We start from the raw sequence: 17,231 nt of genomic DNA, 5'->3' as shown, positions 1-17,231 counted from the left end.
GGCTCCTTAGAGTTCGCGGATGAGGCCGTGGATGAAGTTACGCGAGGCGTCAGCTGACAGCGTCTCCCGGTCCATCCATTCCAAGTGCTTGCGGTACTTGGCGAGGTGGGAATCGGCATGGAGAAACTCGGGGCCGTGGGCTGAGTCGAGCTGGGCCGTGTCCAGTTGTGGCACCGGACCTTCCGAGTAGAGCAGGGCGTGTCCAGCGCCCGGGAAGCTCCCCCGATCCACCGGGATCACTCGGACGGTGATGTTGTCCCGCTCGCTCGCCTTGAGCAAAGTGCTGAGCTGATCCCGCGTCGCTTCCCGGCCGCCGAAGCGCATGCGCAATGCCGCCTCGTGTATGAAGCTCTCGTACGTGATGGGCTGATCGCGATCCAGTACTTGCTGCCGCGCCATGCGGTGGGCGACGCGGAGTTCGATGTCCAGACGCGAGAGCTCCGGAAGCCCTGACGCGAAGATGCTGCGAGCGTACTCCTCGGTCTGGAGCAGGCCCGGCACATGCACCGTCTGAACGGTTTGGATGCCAACCGAGTGCCACTCCAGTTCGGCGATGTCCAACAGTCCGAGTGAGAGCTTTCCCCGGTACTCGTCCCACCAGTTCTTGCGCGGCAACTGGGTGAGGTCAGTCAGGGCAGTCACGAAGTCATCGTCGGTGCACTCACAGTGGGTGGCCAGGGTGCGCACCCGTTCGGCGCTGATGTTGCGGATTCCTGACTCAATGTTGGAGATCTTGGCCCGATCCGTGCCGAGCAGACCAGCCGCGTACTCGGCGGACATGCCAGCGTTGGTGCGCAACTTGCGGATCTCCGCGCCGAGTCGCTTCTGTCGCTGGCTGGGCATCGTCCGTGGAGGCATCGACATCCTTCCCGTGAACCTGCTGGTCAGTCTTCCGCTTAATCACTGTACAGGGTGAATGTTGGGTCATTTTCCACCTGCACTGTGGATATCGATACACCTCATGCCCTACCTTGGGTGGTGCGGCGCTCGCACACAGCGAGAACCGCCTGCGGCCCCCTGCCCGTGGGGAACGAGCAATGATCCGCCGGGTGTCGCAGTGACTCACGCTTTCCAACAGCCATCCAGCAAGCGGAGTTGCCATGTCCGAATCTCAGATCGATGGTCTTGTTCCCGTCCCTCCGGGCGGGCTCGTGCCGGTCGCCGTTGTCTGTCCCGCCTCGGGGGCGGATCGGGTGGAGCCCCGGGAGGGGGAGTTGGCGTATGGGTTCACGCTGCCCGCGAGTGCCGCCGCGCCCGTGATCGCGCGGGAGGCGACCGAGGTCATTCTCGACGTGCACCGGAGTTACGTGCTGGCCGAGGCGGCGTTGGAGCTGGTGCCGGAACTCGTCGCCTATGCCTGCCGGTTCAGCGGTGACGGCCAGGAGGTGCATCTCACCCTGCGGCAGCGGGGCAAGGTACTCAGCCTGGCCGTGTACGACCCGCACAACTGCGGCATCTGCCCCGAGCGGCGCCAGGACGAACTGGCGGGCGTGCGGGGGATTCTCCGGCCGCATCGTGGTGACATGGGGCTGGAGTCCGGGATCGGTACCCGGACGTGGGCCACGATCACCGATATCCCGCGCCGCTGGGCCGCTTGATTCAGCGCAGGCGCAGGCTCTCGGGCGGGCCAAGGTAACTCGGGCGCAGGCCGCCCGTGTCCACCACGAGCTTCTGGACCATGACGGTGGGGTCCACCATCCACAGTTTCAGGGTGTGGCGGCCGGAGGTGGGGAGGTCGTGGCGGGTGGTGATCACCGTGATGTTGTCGGAGGTCAGGTGCTCCCACTGCCGGTTCATCGTGGTGTCGTCCGCGCCGGTGGTGCGGGTGATGTTGACGCTGTGCGGGGGCTGGTCGTCGAAGGAGACCGCGAAGGTCAGGCCGTCCGTGGGCAGCACGTTGTTCCGCGGGGAGAGGTACGTCAGCAGGCGGACCTCCCCGGCCCGGAAGACGGTGAGTTCGTACTCCAGGCACGGGCCCGCGCCCGGTGCGAAGCGGGCGGCCGTCACCGGGAAGGGGGTCATCGCCGCCCCGGTGCGGCCCGCGTCGGGGAGGCGCTGCCAGCGGACGCCTCCGGCTCCGACCGCGCGGGTGTAGTGGTCGGCCTCCATCGCGATGTAGCCGCCGGCCTCGATGAAGCCCCTCAACTCGCGTCGGTCAGCGGCGGGGTGGTGGATCGGGGCCATCAGCTGGGCCGTCGTGCCGTCCGGGCCGGTCACCGTGATCCGGGCGCTCGTCCGGCCCTTGGGGGCCTTCGACCAGTCGACCGTCACCGTGACCCGGGTCTGGTCCCGTACCGTTCCGCTCCGTTGGGAGGCCTTCAGCCAGTCCTCGGATGACGTCACGCGGTAGGGGAATGGCGTCCGGCCTCTGTTGAAGATCTCGATGTACTGCTCGGGTGCCGTCTGGTACGGGGAGAACTCCGGGAGTTCCAAGGGTTCCGTGCTCTGTGGCCACCACGCGAGCGAGCCGTCCACCGCCACGCCCAGCGCCGCCGCCTGTGGCAGCTCGATGCGGCGCAGGGCCGGGTGGATCGCGTCGGGGAGTGCTTGGTGGTCGGGGGTCTGGGGCTGCTGCCAGCCGGCGTCGGGGCCGTATCGTTCGACGTCGCCGTAGCCGATCTTCGGCTGGGTCTGGAAGCCGCGCCACTTCCCGCCCGCCAGGGTGTTGTTGTAGTAGTCCGACATCGCCCGGTCGTCGGCGAACCGCGCCTCGGCCGCGTCGGCGAGCGCGTTGGTGGCGGCCCGGCCCTGGGTGGCGTAGTGCAGGCTGGTGAACTGGGCCGCGCGCAGGGCGTACAGGTTGGCGGTGGCCTCCACCTGGTACTGGACCAGCTGGTAGTAGGCGTCCCGCTGGGCCGCCGGGAGGGTGTGCGCGATCCGTTCCGCCCGGTCGTCCAGGTGCTCCCACTCGGCCGTGACGCGTTCCAGTTCGCGGTAGTTCTCCAGGGAGTACGGGGTGGCCCTGTCGTCGTAGGAGATCTCGCCCGTCCGAGGGTCCTGCGTGATCCGCCGGTTCAGCAGTTCTGGTTTGCGGCGGGACTGCAACACGCCGTACGTGTGGAGGACTTCGGCGATCTCCGTCGCCTGGCGCGGGCCGAAGTTCTGTTCGGCGTAGGCGCGTTCCCACTCCGCCAGGCGTTCCAGCGGCCAGCGTTCGGGGTCCCAGGCGTAGTCGAGGAAGAATTGGAGGGGCAGTTCCTCCGCCTTCAGGTCGCCGCAGTTGACCACCCACAGGCGGTCGATCCCGTACCGGTACGACAGATGCAGCTGCTCCCAGGTGGCGGCCAGGTTGACGGTGTCCACCCACTTGTAGTTCCGGCCGCCGCCGACGTAGTCGAAGTGGTAGTAGAGGCCGTATCCGCCGGCCCGCTCCGGGAGGCTCTGGTCGGGGAGCTTGCGCATGTTGCCCCAGTTGTCGTCGCAGAAGACGACCGTGACATCGTCCGGCGGGCGCAGGCCCTGGTCCCAGTAGCGCTGCACCTCCTTGTACAGGGTTTGGACCTGGGGCAGTTCCCGCGCGCCGGCCGCCGCCAGGATGTCGCGCTGGGCGGCCAGGATGGACTCCATCAGGTCGATGCCGTCGCCGTCCGGCAGGCTGACGTCCCCGTTGCCGCGCATGCCGAGGGTGATCACGCCCTCGAAGTCCTCCTCGCGCATCCGGCGGATGCCGTCCGCCCAGTAGCGTTTCACCGCGTCCGCGTTGCGGCGGAAGCTCCATTCCCCGTTGCCCCCGTACGGGTCGGCGCCGCCGCGCGCGTGCCGGTTCCACTCCTCGATGCCGCGCATCATCGGCGCCTCGTGGGAGGTGCCCATGACCACGCCGTACTCCTTGGCAGTGGCGTGGTTGGCCGGGTCGTCCTCGGCGAAGGCGCGGCCCCACACGGCCGGCCACAGGTAGTTGGCCTTCAGCCGCAGCATCACCTCGAAGACCTTGGCGTAGAAGGCGCTGGTGAAGCCGCCGTCGTAGCCGGGCGCGTGGCCGGGGCCGAAGTGGGAGGGGGCCCAGGTGCCCAGGGCCGGGTTCTCGTCGTTGATGAAGAAGCCCCGGTACTTGACGGCCGGGGTGCCCTGAGTGTGCGGGCCGGGGAGGATGTACACGCGGTCGCGGCGCCGGGCGGGGACGTCGTTCCACCAGTGCCAGGGGGAGACGCCGAGCTGCTTGGACGTCTCGTACACGCCGTAGATGGTGCCGCGCTGGTCGCTGCCCGCGAGGACCAGGGCGCGGTCGATGCCGGGTGCCGGGTCGCGGATGACCTGCTGGAGGCTGGTCTCCCAGCGGCCCTGGATGCCGCTGACGTCGAGCCGGCCGCCGGCGATCAGCCGGTCGATGAGCGGGCTGTGCCCGATGGTGCCGATGATGACGACCTCGCGCGCCGCGCCCGCTCCGGTGGGGATGCGGTCGGAGCGGTGGACGGTGGGGGCGGTGCCGGTGACCCGTTCGATGTCGTCGCGCAGATCGCCGGCCACCCGGAGTACGCCGGGGTGGTCGGCGGCGCTCACCACCAGCGGGGCGGCCTTGCCGCTGGCCGCCAGGGTGAGGGCGCCGGGCTGCCAGGAGGTGGCGATGTACGTGCCGGTACGGCGGTCGGCCGCCCGGGCGGCGGGTACGGCGGCGGTCGCTGCGGCGGCGGTCAGCGGGAGCAGACTCAGAAACGCACGGCGGCTCGTCATGTACCCGATAATTTCCGGGATCTTTCCGGAAGGTAAGGGGGCGGGAACGCTGAAAGATTTTCAGCCCGCCGGGGTCGCGCGGAAGGAGTCCAGCAGCAGAGCGGCCAGCCGGCGGGAAGATGTCTCGGGGTGGGCGGTGGGAGCGGCCACGATCAGGCCGCAGTTCGCGCGCAGCGCCAGGACGGCGTCCTCGGGACGGAGGTCGGGGCGCAGCCAGCCGGTCGCCTTGGCCCGGCGGACCAGTTCCGCCAGGTCGCTCCCGATCCGGGTGTGCTGCCAGACGAGGGCGGCACCATCGGGGTGGCGGGCCATGAAGGCGCCGGTGAAGCCACGGTCGGCGGCCTGGAGGACGAACATCTTCTCGATGAAGGTGCGCAGGCCGCGCCAGGGGTCCGGGTCCGCCAGGGCGTCGTCGAGCAACGCCAGGCAGGCGGCGAGCTGTTCGGCGAACGCCTCCGCCACCAGCGCGTCACGGGTGGGGAAGCGGCGGTAGAGGGTGGCGATCCCGACCCCCGCGCGGCGGGCGATCGCGCTCATCGGGACGTCGATCCCCCGCTCGGCGAACACCTCGCGGGCGGCCTTCACGATCCGCTCGCGGTTGAGCCGGGCGTCGGCCCGCAGGCCGTCCGGTGGGGTGTTGTGAGAGAGCCGACCGTGCATGCTTCTCACTTTAGGGCTAAGTGGACGGTGGTCTCCGGTTGGCGTCCTAGCGTGGCCGCATGGATGAGATGCGCGCCGCGCTGTACGACCGTTACGGACCGCCCGAGGTGCTGTACGAGGGCACCGTGCCCGTGCCGGTGCCGAAGCCCGGCGAGGTGCTGGTACGGGTGCACGCGGCCAGCGTCAACGGGGGCGAGGTGCACGGCCGGGCCGGGCGGGCGAAGCTGGTGACGGGGCGGCGGTTCCCGCAGCGCACCGGGATCGACTTCGCCGGCGAGGCCGTCAGCCCCGGGCCGCTCCAGGGCCGGCGGGTGTGGGGGGCGCTGCCGCGCGGCACGTTCGGCAGCGCGGCCGAGTATGTGGCGGTCCACCCCCGGCAGTTGGCCCATGCCCCGGTGGCCCTCTCGTTCACCGAGGCCGCTTCGCTGCCCGCCGGCGGCACCACGGCGATCACCGCGCTGCGCGACAAGGCGGCGCTGCGGCCCGGCGAACGGCTGCTGGTACGCGGCGCGGCCGGCGGGGTCGGCTCGGTCGCCGTACAGCTGGGGAAGGCGCTCGGGGCGCATGTCACCGGGCTGGCGGGGGCCGGCGCCCTCGACTTCGTGCGCGGTCTCGGCGCGGACGAGGCGTTCGACTACCGCACCACCTCGCCCGCCGAACTGGCGCCCTTCGACGCCATCCTCGACACGGTCGGCACCGGCGTTCCCGGCTACCGCGAACGCCTCACTCCCAAGGGCCGTTACGTCGCCATCGCCTTCGACTTCCGCCGCCCCCTGGTCTCCCTCGGTTACCTCCTCCTCGCGCCCCGGGTGCGGGCCTTCAGCGGCAACCCTGGGCACCAGCTGTTCGCCGATCTCACCAGGTACGTGGAGCGTGAGGAGATCCGTCCGGTCATCGACACCGTCCACCCCCTGGACCGCATCGCCGACGCGCACCGCGCGCTGGAGGCCGGCGGGGTACGCGGCAAGCACATCGTGCGGGTGGTGTCCGATACGGCATGATGGCCGGCATGGGACGGGTCACCGAACGGCGCCGGATCGTACGCATCAGGGACGGGGTGGTCTCCGAGCGGTCGGACACCCTGGTCGGGGAGGAGCCGCTGGAGATCCGGGTGAACGGCCGCCCGCTGGCCATCACCATGCGCACCCCGGGCGACGACTTCGCGCTGGCCACCGGCTTTCTCGTGAGCGAGGGGGTGGTGGCGCGGGCGGCCGAGGTGAGCCGGGTGATGTACTGCGCGGGCGCCACCGCCGACGGCTCCAACACCTACAACGTGGTCGACGTCCGGCTGGCGGACGGCGTCCCGCCGCCCGACGCTTCGCTGGAGCGGAAGGTGTACACCACCTCCTCCTGCGGGCTGTGCGGCAAGGCGTCGCTGGACGCGGTACGGACCACCGCCCGCTGGCCGCTGCCGCTGACCGGCGGGCCGGCGCTCACCCCGGCGCTGCTGGCCGGGCTGCCCGAGCGACTGCGCGAGCACCAGCGGGTGTTCGAGCGGACCGGCGGGCTGCACGCCGCCGCGCTGTTCGGCGGGGACGGCGAACTGCTGGACGTACGGGAGGACGTGGGCCGGCACAACGCCGTCGACAAGGTGGTGGGCCGGGCGCTCACGGCGGGGCTGCTGCCGCTGGCCGACACCGTACTGCTGGTGTCGGGGCGGGCCTCCTTCGAGCTGGTGCAGAAGGCCGTGATGGCCGGCATCCCGGCGCTGGCGGCGGTGTCGGCGCCCTCCGCGCTCGCCGTGGAGCTGGCCGCCGAGGCCGGGCTGACGCTGGTCGGGTTTCTGCGCGGCACCTCGATGAATGTCTACGCCGGTGCGGGGCGGCTGGTGCTTCCCCCGGACTCCCCCGGGTCCGGGTCCGAGTCCGGGTCCGAGTCCGCGTCCGCGTCCGCGTCCGGGTCCGAGTCCGGGTCCGCGTCCGCGTCCGGGTCCGGGTCCGGGTCCGGGTCCGGGTCCGGGTCCGGGTCCGCGTCCGGGTCCGGGTCCGGGTCCGGGTCCGAAGACCAGCGGCGGGCCAAGAAGGCGCAGACCAGCAGCTGAAGCTGGTGGAAGAGCATGAGCGGCAGCACGGCCAGCGCCGCCTGTTCGGGGAAGATCACCTGGGCCATGGGCAGCCCGGCGGCCAGGGACTTCTTCGACCCGGCGAAGGTGATGGCGATCCGGTCGGCCCGCCCGAAGCCGAGCCGGCCGGCCCCGTACGTGGTCAGCAGCAGCATGATCGTCAGCAGCACCCCCTCCACCGCGAGCAGCGCCAGCAGCCTGCCCCAGCTGGCCTGGGACCAGATGCCCTCGTTCATGCCCTCGCTGAACGCGGCGTAGACGACCACCAGGATCGAGCCCCGGTCGACGATCTTCACCAGCAGCCGGTGCCGGGTGATGAAGCCGCCGATCCAGCGCCGCAGCAGTTGCCCGGCCAGGAACGGCAGCAGCAGTTGGGCGCCGATGGTCAGCAGCGACGCCGCGCTGAAGCCGGCGCTCGCGCCGATGAACGCGGCGGCCAGCAGCGGGGTGAGCACGATGCCCGCGATCGAGGAGAACGACCCGGCGGCGATCGCCCCGGCCACATTGCCGCGCGCGATGGAGGTGAAGGCGATCGAGGACTGCACGGTGGAGGGGACCAGGCACAGGAACAGCAGGCCGGTGTACAGGTCGGCGGTGATCAGCCACGGCACCAGGGCGCGGGCGGCCAGCCCCAGCAGCGGGAAGACGACGAAGGTGCAGCACAGGATGGTGGTGTGCAGCCGCCAGTGCCGTACCCCGGCTATCGCGTCCTGGGTCGAGAGCCGGGCCCCGTACAGGAAGAACAGCAGCGCGATGAAGCCCTTGACGGACCCGTCCACCACCTCCGCCGCTCCCCCGCCGACCGGGAACAGGGCGGCCAGCCCCACGGTTGCGATCAGCAGCAGGATGAAGGGGTCGATGAACCGGGTCAATGCGCGCACGGCGGCCATTGTGCCGCTCGTCACCGGGGAGTGCGCGACCGGCCCGGATCATGGACCATAGGCAGATCACTACCAAACGATCGGCTTCCGATCAGATGAAGGACTGATTCGTACGTGAGCAGCGTCCCCCATGTCACTCTGAACAACGGTGAAGAGATCCCCCAGCTGGGCTTCGGCGTCTGGCAGGTCCCCGACGACCAGGCCACCGACGCCGTGACCCAGGCCCTGGAGGCGGGCTACCGGCACATCGACACGGCCGCGATCTACCGTAACGAGGTCGGCACCGGCAAGGCGCTCGCCGCCTCGGGGCTGCCCCGCGAGGAGCTGTTCGTCACCACCAAGCTGTGGAACGCGGACCACGGCTACGACGACGCGCTGCGCGCCATCGACATCTCCCTGGAGAAGCTCGGCCTGGAGTACGTCGACCTCTACCTGATCCACTGGCCCACCCCGATGTACGACCAGTACATCGAGGCGTGGAAGGCCATGGAGCAGATCTACTCCGAGGGCAAGGCCAAGACCATCGGCGTCTCCAACTTCCGGCCCGCGCACCTGCGCCGGGTGCTGGACGAGACGAACATCGTCCCGGCCATCAACCAGATCGAGCTGCACCCCAACTTCCCGCAGGCCGAGTCGCGCACCGTGCACGCCGAGCTGGGCATCGCCACCGAGGCGTACTCCCCGCTGGGCTCCGGCAAGGGCCTGCTGGACGACCCGAAGCTGGCGGAGATCGGCGCCAAGTACGGCAGGACGCCCGCCCAGGTCGTGCTGCGCTGGCACCTCCAGCTCGGCAACGTGGTGATCCCCAAGTCCGTGACCCCCGCCCGGATCAAGGAGAACATCGACGTCTTCGGCTTCGAGCTGGACGCCGACGACATCGCGGCGATCGCGGCGCTGGACACCGACACCCGGGTCGGTGCCGACCCCGAGACGGCCGCCTTCCGGTAAAGCGCACCCGGGCTGGACCCATCCGGGGCGCCCCCGGCTCCGAATGACGGGTGGTACCCCGCGCCGCACCGCGCGCGGGTACCGCCCGTTTCGTCCGCCCGCCACCGGAGACGTCGTATGAAGCCAGTGCCCACCCCCCGGTCCGTGCCACCCGGGGTGCCCGCCCCCGAACTCGGCGAGTTGCTCACCCTGGTGGCACGCGGCGACCAGGACGCCTTCGGCGCCGTGTACGACCGGGTCGCCGGCCCCGTCCTGGGTCTGGTGCGCGGCGTGCTGCGCGACCCCGCGCAGTCCGAGGAGGTCGCCCAGGAGGTGCTGCTGGAGATCTGGCGCCGGGCCGCCGCCTTCACCCCGGAACGCGGTTCCGCGATGGCCTGGATCATGACCCTGGCACACCGCAGGGCGGTGGACCGGGTGCGCTCCGCACAGGCCACCGGCGACCGCGAGCACCGCGCGGCCCTGCTGAACCACACCCCCGCGTACGACGAGGTGACCGAACAGGTCGAGGCCCGCCTGGAGCACGAGCAGGTACGCCGCTGCATGCGCGGACTCACCGAACGCCAAAGGCAGTCGGTGACCCTCGCCTACTACCGGGGACTGACCTACCGCGAGGTGGCCGAAGTGCTGTCGCTGCCGCTGGGCACGGTGAAGACCCGGCTGCGCGACGGACTGATCCGGCTGCGCGACTGCCTGGGAGTGACGGCATGAGTGTCGAGGACGTGCACACCCTCAGCGGGGCCTACGCGCTGGACGCGCTTCCCCCCGCCGAACGCGAGGAGTTCGCGCGGCACCTGCGCCGCTGCGAGCCCTGCGCCCGGGAGGTGGGCGAACTGACGGAGACCGCCGCCCGGCTGGCCCGGGCGGTCGCCGTCCCCCCACCGCCGCGCCTGCGGGAAGGGGTCATGCGGCGCATCTCCACGGTGCGGCAGGACCCGCCACCGGGGGCCTGGGGCGGGCTGCGCCGCCGCACCCCCCGCCTGCTGCCGGGGCTCGCGCTCGCCGCCGCGCTGGCCGCCGCCGTACTCGGTGGCACCACCGTGTGGCAGTGGCAGCAGGCCCAGGACGCCCGCGACACGATGCGGCAGGCCCAGGCGCAGTCGGCGCTGCTCGCCCAGGTGCTCGCGGCGCCGGACGCCCGGATGAGCGCGGGGGAGTTGCCGGGCGGCGGCACCGGCACCGTGGTGGTGTCGGCGCACACCGACCGCGCCGCGTTCGTGGCGTCCGGAATGCCGAGCCCGCCGGACGGCATGGTGTACCAGTTGTGGTTCGACGATCACGGTGCGATGCGGCCCGCCGGGCTGCTGGACCCCGGGTCACCGGATGAGGCCATGCTGATGGAAGGGGCGCTGGACGGCGCCCGCGGCATGGGCATCACGGTCGAACCCGCCGGTGGTTCCGCGCAGCCGACATCAGCTCCGCTGGCCGTCATGGAGTTTCCGGCCGGCTAGCGAGGAGTACGCGGACGATGGACGTCGCCGTTGTGGTGTTCACCAGTGATCTGCGGCTGCGCGACCATCCCGCGCTGCACGCCGCCCGGCGGGCCGCGGACACCGTGGTGCCGCTGTTCGTCCGCGACCCGGGCGTGGACCTGGCCGGCTTCGCCGCGCCCAACCGGCTGGCGTTCCTGGCCGACGCGCTCGCCGATCTGGACGCGGGGCTGCGCGAGCGCGGCGGCCGGCTGGTGCTGCGCGAGGGGGAGGTGACCGAGGAGGTGTGCGAGGTCGTACGGCGGACCGGGGCCGGCGAGGTGCACCTGTCGGCCGGGGTCAGCGCTTTCGCGCGGCGCCGCGAGGAGCGGTTGCGGGCCGCGCTGGCGGAACTGCGCTGCCCGCTGCGGGTGCACGACGGGGCCGTGACGGTGGTGCCGCCCGGCGCGCTCGTCCCCGCCGGGCGTGACCACTTCGCGGTGTTCACGCCGTACCACCGCAAGTGGCGGGAGAGCGTACGGGAGGCGCCGCTGCCCGCCCCGCGCCGGATCCCGGTTCCGGACAGCGCCCAGGGCCTGGACCTGCCCGACCGCCGCCGGGTCGCCGGGGTCTCCCCCGGCGTGCCGCCGGGCGGCGAACGCGAAGGCCGGCGCCGGATGGCGGCCTGGCTGCGTACGGGCCTGGACGCGTACCAGGAGCGGCACGACGACCTGGCGGGCGACGCCACCTCCCGGCTCTCGCCGTATCTGCACTTCGGCTGCCTGTCGGCCGCCGAGCTGACCCACCGGGCGCTGCGGCACGGCGGGGCCGGGGCGGAGGCGTTCGTACGGCAGTTGGCCTGGCGGGACTTCCACCATCAGGTACTGGCGGCCAGGACCGACGCGGCGTGGGCCGACTACCGGCCCCGGGGCGACCGGTGGCGGCACGACGAGCGCAAGCTGGCCGCCTGGCGCGCGGGCCGCACCGGCTACCCCGTGGTGGACGCCGCGATGCGGCAGTTGGCGCACGAGGGCTGGATGCACAACCGGGGGCGGCTGCTGGTGGGGAGCTTCCTCACCAAGACGCTGTACGCCGACTGGCGGGAGGGCGCGCGGCACTTCCTGCGGCTGCTGGTGGACGGCGATCTGGCGAACAACCAGCTGAACTGGCAGTGGGTGGCCGGCACCGGCACCGACACCCGCCCCAACCGGGTGCTCAACCCGGTGACGCAGGGGCGCCGTTACGACCCGGCCGGTGCGTATGTGCGGCGCTGGGTGCCGGAACTGGCCGGGGTGGACGGGGTGCTGGTGCACGAGCCGTGGCGCCTGGAACCCGGGGTGCTGCGGGGCACCGGCTATCCCGCGCCGCTGGTGGATCTGGCGGGCTCCCGGGACCGTTTTCTGACGGCGCGGCACCGCCCCTGACGGCGGGCCGGGCCGGTCGGGTCCGGTCGGCGGATGTCACTCGGGAGGGTGACGCTTTTTCTTTTTCGCGCTCCGGACCCATCCGCCAGCCCCCTCGCACCGAATGGGAGGTGTGAGCAGCGAACGGACAGCGAACGGGACGACCGGCCGGGCCCGGCTGCGGGAGATTCTTCCGCCGGCCGCGGTCGCCATCACCGGTGCGGTGTCCGGGCTGCTGGCCGCCGGCACCGCGCTGGCGGTGGCCGAACTGGCCGCCGCCGGGGTCCGGGAGGAGGCCCGGCCGGTGAACGCGGTGGGCGGGGCGGTCATCGACCGCACCCCGGCCCCCGTGAAGGACTGGGCGATCGAGAACTTCGGCACCAACGACAAGCTGGTGCTGCAACTCGGGATTCTGGTGCTGCTCGCGCTGTTCGCCATGGCGGTGGGTGTGCTGGCGCTGCGATTCCGTCGCGCCGGGGCGCTCGCCGTACTCGGCTTCGGGCTGTTCGGCGGCCTGGTGGCCGCCGGGCGGCCCGAAGGCGCCGGGCCGGACGCGATCCCCTCACTGGCAGGGGCGATCGCCGGGGCCTGCGCGCTGTACGTCCTGGTGGGCCGGACTCCGCGGATGGTGTCCGGCTCCCCGGGACCCGGGGAGCGGGAGGACGAGGGGTCCGCGCGTACCCTGGCCGGCTTCGAACGGCGGCGGTTCGTCGCGGCGGCGAGCGCGGTGGCCGCCGCCTCCGCCGGAGCCGGTCTGCTGGGCCGGCACCTCGGCGCGGCAGGGCGCGCCCGGGCGGCGGCCTCCCGCGCGGCCCTGAGCCTGCCCGCTCCCCGCTCGGCCGCCGGTACGGTGCCGGCCGGCGCCGAACTCCCGGTGCCCGGGCTCGGCCCGTTCATCACCCCCAACCGCGACTTCTACCGCATCGACACCGCGCTGACCGTGCCCCGGGTGGACGCGGACAGCTGGCGGCTGAAGGTGTACGGGCTGGGGGTGAGCCGGCCGCTGGAGCTCGGCTTCGCCGACCTTCTGGAACGGGAGTTGATCGAACGCCGCATCACGCTCACCTGTGTCTCCAATCCGGTGGGCGGCCGGTACACCGGCAACGCCCGCTGGATCGGGGTCCGGCTGGCCGATCTGCTGGCCGAGGCCGGGGTCCGCCCGCCGTCCCGGGGCGGGCCCGCCGATCAGCTGATCGCCCGGTCGGTGGAGGGCATGACGCTGGGCTCCCCGGTGGAGGCGGTGCTGGACGGCCGCGACGCGCTGCTGGCGGTCGGCATGAACGGCGAACCGCTGCCGTTCGCGCACGGATTCCCGGTGCGCATGGTGGTCCCGGGGCTGTACGGATACGTCTCCGCCTGCAAGTGGCTGACGGAGCTGGAGCTGACCACCTTCGCCGACCACGACGCGTACTGGGTCCGGCGGGGCTGGGCCCGGCAGGCGCCCGTCAAGACCATGTCGCGCATCGACACCCCGCGCGGTCTGGCGGCGCTGTCCGCCGGGCCGGTGGCGGTGGCGGGCGTCGCCTGGGCGCAGCGCACCGGCATCGACCGGGTGGAGGTGCGGGTGGACGGGGGTGCCTGGTCGGACGCCGAACTCGCCGTGGAGGACAGCGTCGACACCTGGCGGCAGTGGGTGTGGCGATGGGACGCCACCCCGGGCCGGCACTCCATCGAGGTACGGGCCACGGACCGGTCCGGGGCCACCCAGACCGCCGACCGGGTGGGCACGGTGCCGGACGGCGCGACCGGACGGCATGCGGTGGTGGTCAACGTGAGCTGATCCGGGTCCGTTTCTCCGGTCCCCTCTCCCCCTCTTCTCTCCCCCTCTTCTCTCGCCCCTCTTCTCTACCCCTCTGATTCCTCTCATCCTCGACAAGGAGCTTCACCATGCGCGTCTCCCGTATCTCCCGCATCCGCCGTACCACCGTCGCCATCGCCGCGGCGGCCGTGCTGCCGCTGAGCCTGGCCGCGTGTTCCTCGGACGACAACGGCAACGACAAGGACACCAACGACAGCTCCGCCGACCAGGGCTCGGCCGAGGACAGCCAGAGTGGCACCGGCGACGCCGGGCGGGACAGCATGGACGCCGTCGCCCAGCCGTTCGGCCCGGCCTGCGCCGCCACCCCGGCGGACGGTCCCGGCAGCTTCGACGGCATGGCGCTGGACCCGGTGGCCACCGCCGCGAGCAACAACGAGGCGCTGACCACCCTGGTGGGCGCGGTGGACGCGGCCGGCCTGGTGGACACCCTGAACGACGCGGACGGCATCACCGTCTTCGCGCCCGTCAACGACGCCTTCGCCGCGATCCCCGAGGAGGACCTGAACGCGGTGCTGGCCGACCAGGACATGCTGACCGCTGTCCTCACCTACCACGTGGTGGGCGAGCGGCTGTCGCCCGAGCAGTTGGCGGACGGCTCCTTCGAGACGCTCCAGGGCGGCACCGTCACCACCTCCGGTTCGGGCGAGGCGTTCACCGTGAATGGCGATGCCGCCGTGGTCTGCGGCAATGTGCAGACGGCCAACGCCACGGTCTACCTCATCGACACCGTGCTGATGCCGTCATAAGTGACGCCCTAGCCTGTAGCGTGGCCCGCCGCGATCTCCTCGATCCGGCGGGCCAGTTGCACGTCGAGGCCGGTGATCCGGCCGCCCTCGCTGTGGGTGTTGAGGGCCACCGCGAGCCGGTTGTAGACCAGGGTCAGCTCGGCGTGGTGGTTCAGTTCCTCCTGCGCCACCGAGATGTGCACCAGCAGCGCGACCGCCGCCGGGTGGCCCGGCAGGGTGTAGTCGCGCACCAGGTGGTCGCGCTCCGCCCGCCAGCCGGGCAGCCCGCTCAGCGTCTCGGCGATCTCCAGATCGGTCAGCGGCTGCGGCGCCATCGGCGCGCTCCCTTCACCCGGTGCTTCGGTCGGTGCTTCGGTCGGTGCTTCGGTCGCCACGGCATTCGCCACGGCGTTCGTCACGGCGTTCGTCACCCTAGTGCGGCCACCGGTCCGATCCGGGGCGGGCCCGCCGCGTCATGCGGGTGACCGGGCGTCGGTCCGTACCGCGACGGCGGCCGACTCGGCCAGCCAGCGGCGCAGCACGCGGTGCACCGCCTCGGCCCCGACCAGCTCGCCGGCCACGCCGGTGCCCCCGACCGCTCCGCCCTCCGCGCCGCCCACGGACAGCGGGTCCGACAGGGCGTGCGGGGAGAGCAGGAACGCCTGGTTTTGTTCGCCGCCCAGGCCGCCGTGCGAGCCGATCTGGTCCTCGAAGGCGTGGATGGCCCCGGTGGCGGGGTTCACCGCCGAGTTGATCATCAGATCGGCGGCATGCGGGAAGCCATCGGTACGCAGCACCGCCGCCGCCGCGCCCGGCCCGAACGGTGCCAGCGGGTCCGGGCCGATGATCTCCCCGTCGGCCAGCCGGTGTTCACCGCCGCCCGCGCCCAGCACCACCGCCCCGTGCCGCTCGTCGCGCACCAGCACGAAGCCGATCCCCGGGTGCTCGGCCAGCGTCGACAGCAGCGCCGGATAGCGCGAGGTGATCTCCGAGCGCGTCGCCCGGCCGGGGATCTCCGGGAAGGACACCAGACCCAGATTCCCCGATCCCAGCACCACCGGCGCCCGCCGCCCCGCCTGCGGCGGCCGGGGCGGCTGCGGCGGCTCCTCGGGGCGGTGCAGCGCGGAGCGGGCCGCCGCCCGCGCCTCGGCGCCGCTCTCCGCCCGCCGTTCGCGCCGTTTGTGCCGGGCCCGGCGCGGCTCGCCCGCCAGCGGCCGGCCGCAGCCGATCCGTACCAGTTCCTCCAGCGAGTGCCCGTAGGCGCTGCCGAAGGGCTCGCCGTGGCTCTGTCCATGGTCGGAGAGCAGCACCAGATGGTACGGGCGCGGCGCGTACGCGATGGCCTGCCGGATCGTGGCCACGCAGTCGTCGAGCCGGCCCAGCACCTGCCGCACGTCCGGCGAGCGCGGCCCGGAGTGGTGCGCGACCTCGTCGTAGGCGACCAGGTCGGCGTACACGGCGGTGCGCCCGGTGAGGATGTCGCCGACGACGGACGCGGTCACCACGTCCCGCTCCACGACGGTGGCGAACGCCCGGATCAGCGGATACAGGCCGCCGCGCGCCACCCGGGGGGTGGTCCCGTTCAGCCGGGCGCGCAGTGACTGGGTGATCTCCCTGGCCAGTTCTGCGGTGAACGACAGCACGGTGCGGGCGGCGTGCGCCGGGTCGGAGAAGTAGGCGAAGTATCCGGCGCGGGAGCGTTCGCCCTTGCCGCGCCGGGCGGCGATCGAGACCACCAGCGCGGCCTGCCCGGCGCCGCCGGTGAACAGGTTGCCCCGGCTGGCGCCGTCCGCCGCCAGCAGTCCGGGGTGGCCGTGGCGGGCGACGGCGCGGCGCTGGAGTTCGGCGGCGCTGGAGGGGCGGTTGCTGATGATGACCTCGCCGCGCTCCTTCTCGTACCAGCGGAAGGCGGGCACGTCCTCGTTGCTGCCGTGCAGGATGCCCAGTTGGGAGGCGCCGGTCTGGCTTGACCAGTCGGTGCGCCAGGGGGTGAGCCGGTGGCTGGTGCCGCACAGGGCGGCGACGGTCGGCATCAGGGGGCGGTCGCCGGCGATCGCCTCGCGCAGCAGGGGGTGGCCGATGCCGTCCAGTTGGAGGAAGACGGTGCCGGCCGTACGCGGCAGCCCGCTCCCGCCACCCTCACCGGCGTCGGTGCCGGTGCCGGTGCCGGTGCCCGGTGCCCGTCCGCGCCCCCAGCCGCCGGCCGGGAGGTGCCCCCAGGGCGCCATCCGGCGCAGCCGGCGGCGTTGGGCGCCCTGGTCGCGGACGGCGAGCCAGGTGCTGGTGGCGGAGGAGGTGAGCGACATGGCGGCGGCCACGATCACGGCGGTCTGCGGGCTGGCCTCGCCGCGCCCGTCGGGGATGAGGCTGAGCGCGAACAGCAGCAGCGAGCCGTTGAGCAGGAAGACCAGCGAGGCGAGCGCGAGGGCGGGCACCAGCAGCAGGGCGCGGACCAGCCAGGGCCACACCAGGGCGGACAGCAGCCCGAAGGCGCCGGCGGCGAGGAAGGCGGTGATGCCGACGCGGGTGAAGCTGTCGCCGCCGGCGGACTGGAGCCGGAAGTCGGGCAGGATCAGAGTGAGCACCACCATGGTGGCGGCGCTGACGGCCCACACCGCGAGCACCCGCAGCAGCGCCGCGCCCCCGCTCCGTACCC

General features: G+C 72.5%; 14 protein-coding genes and 1 pseudogene. 9 read left to right on the top strand and 6 right to left on the bottom strand.

All coding sequences use genetic code 11. From position 1 onward, the window contains the following. Positions 1–6: 6 nt before the first annotated feature. Entirely contained in the window at positions 7–858 is an 852-nt protein-coding gene (locus AC5WRL_RS13235) for a helix-turn-helix domain-containing protein (protein ID WP_496088660.1), read from the bottom strand. Positions 859–1,100: 242 nt separating this feature from the next. Between AC5WRL_RS13235 and AC5WRL_RS13230 the strand changes: the two genes are divergently transcribed. After that, positions 1,101–1,598, top strand: coding sequence for an ATP-binding protein (locus AC5WRL_RS13230; protein ID WP_496088659.1), 498 nt, complete (start codon positions 1,101–1,103; stop codon positions 1,596–1,598). Position 1,599: 1 nt separating this feature from the next. Here the strand turns inward: AC5WRL_RS13230 and AC5WRL_RS13225 are convergent, their stop codons facing one another. Beyond that, on the bottom strand, positions 1,600–4,671 hold the full coding sequence (locus AC5WRL_RS13225) for a glycosyl hydrolase 115 family protein (protein WP_496088658.1): 3,072 nt from the start codon (positions 4,669–4,671) through the stop codon (positions 1,600–1,602). A gap of 60 nt (positions 4,672–4,731) precedes the next feature. Beyond that, positions 4,732–5,331 carry a TetR/AcrR family transcriptional regulator gene (locus AC5WRL_RS13220; RefSeq protein WP_496088657.1) on the bottom strand — a complete coding sequence of 200 codons (600 nt, stop codon included), beginning with the start codon at positions 5,329–5,331 and terminating at the stop codon, positions 4,732–4,734. 59 nt (positions 5,332–5,390) lie between these two features. Here AC5WRL_RS13220 and AC5WRL_RS13215 point away from each other — a divergent pair, with 59 nt between their 5' ends. Together AC5WRL_RS13215 and fdhD are read left to right on the top strand one after the other, a co-directional pair. Then, positions 5,391–6,332: an NAD(P)-dependent alcohol dehydrogenase gene (locus tag AC5WRL_RS13215; protein ID WP_496088656.1), complete on the top strand. Its 942-nt coding sequence runs from the start codon at positions 5,391–5,393 to the stop codon at positions 6,330–6,332. A gap of 8 nt (positions 6,333–6,340) precedes the next feature. Continuing rightward, a pseudogene (gene fdhD, locus AC5WRL_RS13210) lies at positions 6,341–7,180 on the top strand (formate dehydrogenase accessory sulfurtransferase FdhD); the annotation flags it as partial. On the opposite strand, the gene AC5WRL_RS13205 reads toward fdhD, so the two are convergent. After that, positions 7,138–8,283 (bottom strand): bile acid:sodium symporter family protein, encoded by a 1,146-nt coding sequence (locus AC5WRL_RS13205; RefSeq protein WP_496088655.1) that lies wholly within the window; start codon positions 8,281–8,283, stop codon positions 7,138–7,140. The pseudogene fdhD and the gene AC5WRL_RS13205 sit on opposite strands and share 43 nt — an antisense overlap. 105 nt (positions 8,284–8,388) lie before the next feature. Here AC5WRL_RS13205 and AC5WRL_RS13200 point away from each other — a divergent pair, with 105 nt between their 5' ends. The 6 genes from AC5WRL_RS13200 to AC5WRL_RS13175 all read left to right on the top strand — a co-directional run bounded on the left by AC5WRL_RS13200 (position 8,389) and on the right by AC5WRL_RS13175 (position 14,596). Then, positions 8,389–9,222 carry an aldo/keto reductase gene (locus AC5WRL_RS13200; RefSeq protein ID WP_496088654.1) on the top strand — a complete coding sequence of 278 codons (834 nt, stop codon included), beginning with the start codon at positions 8,389–8,391 and terminating at the stop codon, positions 9,220–9,222. A gap of 117 nt (positions 9,223–9,339) precedes the next feature. Further along, positions 9,340–9,930, top strand: a complete 591-nt coding sequence (locus AC5WRL_RS13195) for a sigma-70 family RNA polymerase sigma factor (protein ID WP_496088653.1) — start codon at positions 9,340–9,342, stop codon at positions 9,928–9,930. Then, positions 9,927–10,670 carry an anti-sigma factor gene (locus AC5WRL_RS13190; RefSeq protein WP_496088652.1) on the top strand — a complete coding sequence of 248 codons (744 nt, stop codon included), beginning with the start codon at positions 9,927–9,929 and terminating at the stop codon, positions 10,668–10,670. The genes AC5WRL_RS13195 and AC5WRL_RS13190 overlap by 4 nt, the downstream gene beginning before the upstream one ends. 17 nt (positions 10,671–10,687) lie before the next feature. Continuing rightward, positions 10,688–12,052: a cryptochrome/photolyase family protein gene (locus AC5WRL_RS13185; RefSeq protein ID WP_496088651.1), complete on the top strand. Its 1,365-nt coding sequence runs from the start codon at positions 10,688–10,690 to the stop codon at positions 12,050–12,052. 103 nt (positions 12,053–12,155) lie between these two features. Next, on the top strand, positions 12,156–13,811 hold the full coding sequence (locus tag AC5WRL_RS13180; RefSeq protein ID WP_496088650.1) for a molybdopterin-dependent oxidoreductase: 1,656 nt from the start codon (positions 12,156–12,158) through the stop codon (positions 13,809–13,811). Positions 13,812–13,918: 107 nt separating this feature from the next. After that, on the top strand, positions 13,919–14,596 hold the full coding sequence (locus AC5WRL_RS13175) for a fasciclin domain-containing protein (protein ID WP_496088649.1): 678 nt from the start codon (positions 13,919–13,921) through the stop codon (positions 14,594–14,596). 8 nt (positions 14,597–14,604) lie between these two features. Here the strand turns inward: AC5WRL_RS13175 and AC5WRL_RS13170 are convergent, their stop codons facing one another. Together AC5WRL_RS13170 and AC5WRL_RS13165 are read right to left on the bottom strand one after the other, a co-directional pair. Further along, entirely contained in the window at positions 14,605–14,910 is a 306-nt protein-coding gene (locus AC5WRL_RS13170; RefSeq protein ID WP_496088648.1) for a 4a-hydroxytetrahydrobiopterin dehydratase, read from the bottom strand. A 138-nt stretch (positions 14,911–15,048) separates the two neighbouring features. Next, entirely contained in the window at positions 15,049–17,166 is a 2,118-nt protein-coding gene (locus tag AC5WRL_RS13165) for a phage holin family protein (RefSeq protein ID WP_496088824.1), read from the bottom strand. Between the last annotated feature and the right edge of the window lie 65 nt (positions 17,167–17,231).

Source organism: Streptomyces sp. NTD107, from assembly GCF_059510435.1.
Note: the sequence above shows the minus strand (reverse complement) of the source record. Positions and strands in the feature narration are given on the sequence as shown.

Bases quoted from the DNA above. Each gene is read 5' to 3' on its own strand.
- AC5WRL_RS13220 (WP_496088657.1), bottom strand. From the start codon at position 5,331: ATGCACGGTCGGCTCTCTCACAACACCCCACCGGACGGCCTGCGGGCC.
- AC5WRL_RS13195 (WP_496088653.1), top strand. From the start codon at position 9,340: ATGAAGCCAGTGCCCACCCCCCGGTCCGTGCCACCCGGGGTGCCCGCC.
- AC5WRL_RS13165 (WP_496088824.1), bottom strand. From the start codon at position 17,166: ATGGTGGTGCTCACTCTGATCCTGCCCGACTTCCGGCTCCAGTCCGCC.
- AC5WRL_RS13185 (WP_496088651.1), top strand. From the start codon at position 10,688: ATGGACGTCGCCGTTGTGGTGTTCACCAGTGATCTGCGGCTGCGCGAC.
- AC5WRL_RS13205 (WP_496088655.1), bottom strand. From the start codon at position 8,283: ATGGCCGCCGTGCGCGCATTGACCCGGTTCATCGACCCCTTCATCCTG.
- AC5WRL_RS13170 (WP_496088648.1), bottom strand. From the start codon at position 14,910: ATGGCGCCGCAGCCGCTGACCGATCTGGAGATCGCCGAGACGCTGAGC.
- AC5WRL_RS13225 (WP_496088658.1), bottom strand. From the start codon at position 4,671: ATGACGAGCCGCCGTGCGTTTCTGAGTCTGCTCCCGCTGACCGCCGCC.
- AC5WRL_RS13190 (WP_496088652.1), top strand. From the start codon at position 9,927: ATGAGTGTCGAGGACGTGCACACCCTCAGCGGGGCCTACGCGCTGGAC.
- AC5WRL_RS13235 (WP_496088660.1), bottom strand. From the start codon at position 858: ATGCCTCCACGGACGATGCCCAGCCAGCGACAGAAGCGACTCGGCGCG.
- AC5WRL_RS13215 (WP_496088656.1), top strand. From the start codon at position 5,391: ATGGATGAGATGCGCGCCGCGCTGTACGACCGTTACGGACCGCCCGAG.
- AC5WRL_RS13180 (WP_496088650.1), top strand. From the start codon at position 12,156: ATGGGAGGTGTGAGCAGCGAACGGACAGCGAACGGGACGACCGGCCGG.
- AC5WRL_RS13175 (WP_496088649.1), top strand. From the start codon at position 13,919: ATGCGCGTCTCCCGTATCTCCCGCATCCGCCGTACCACCGTCGCCATC.
- AC5WRL_RS13230 (WP_496088659.1), top strand. From the start codon at position 1,101: ATGTCCGAATCTCAGATCGATGGTCTTGTTCCCGTCCCTCCGGGCGGG.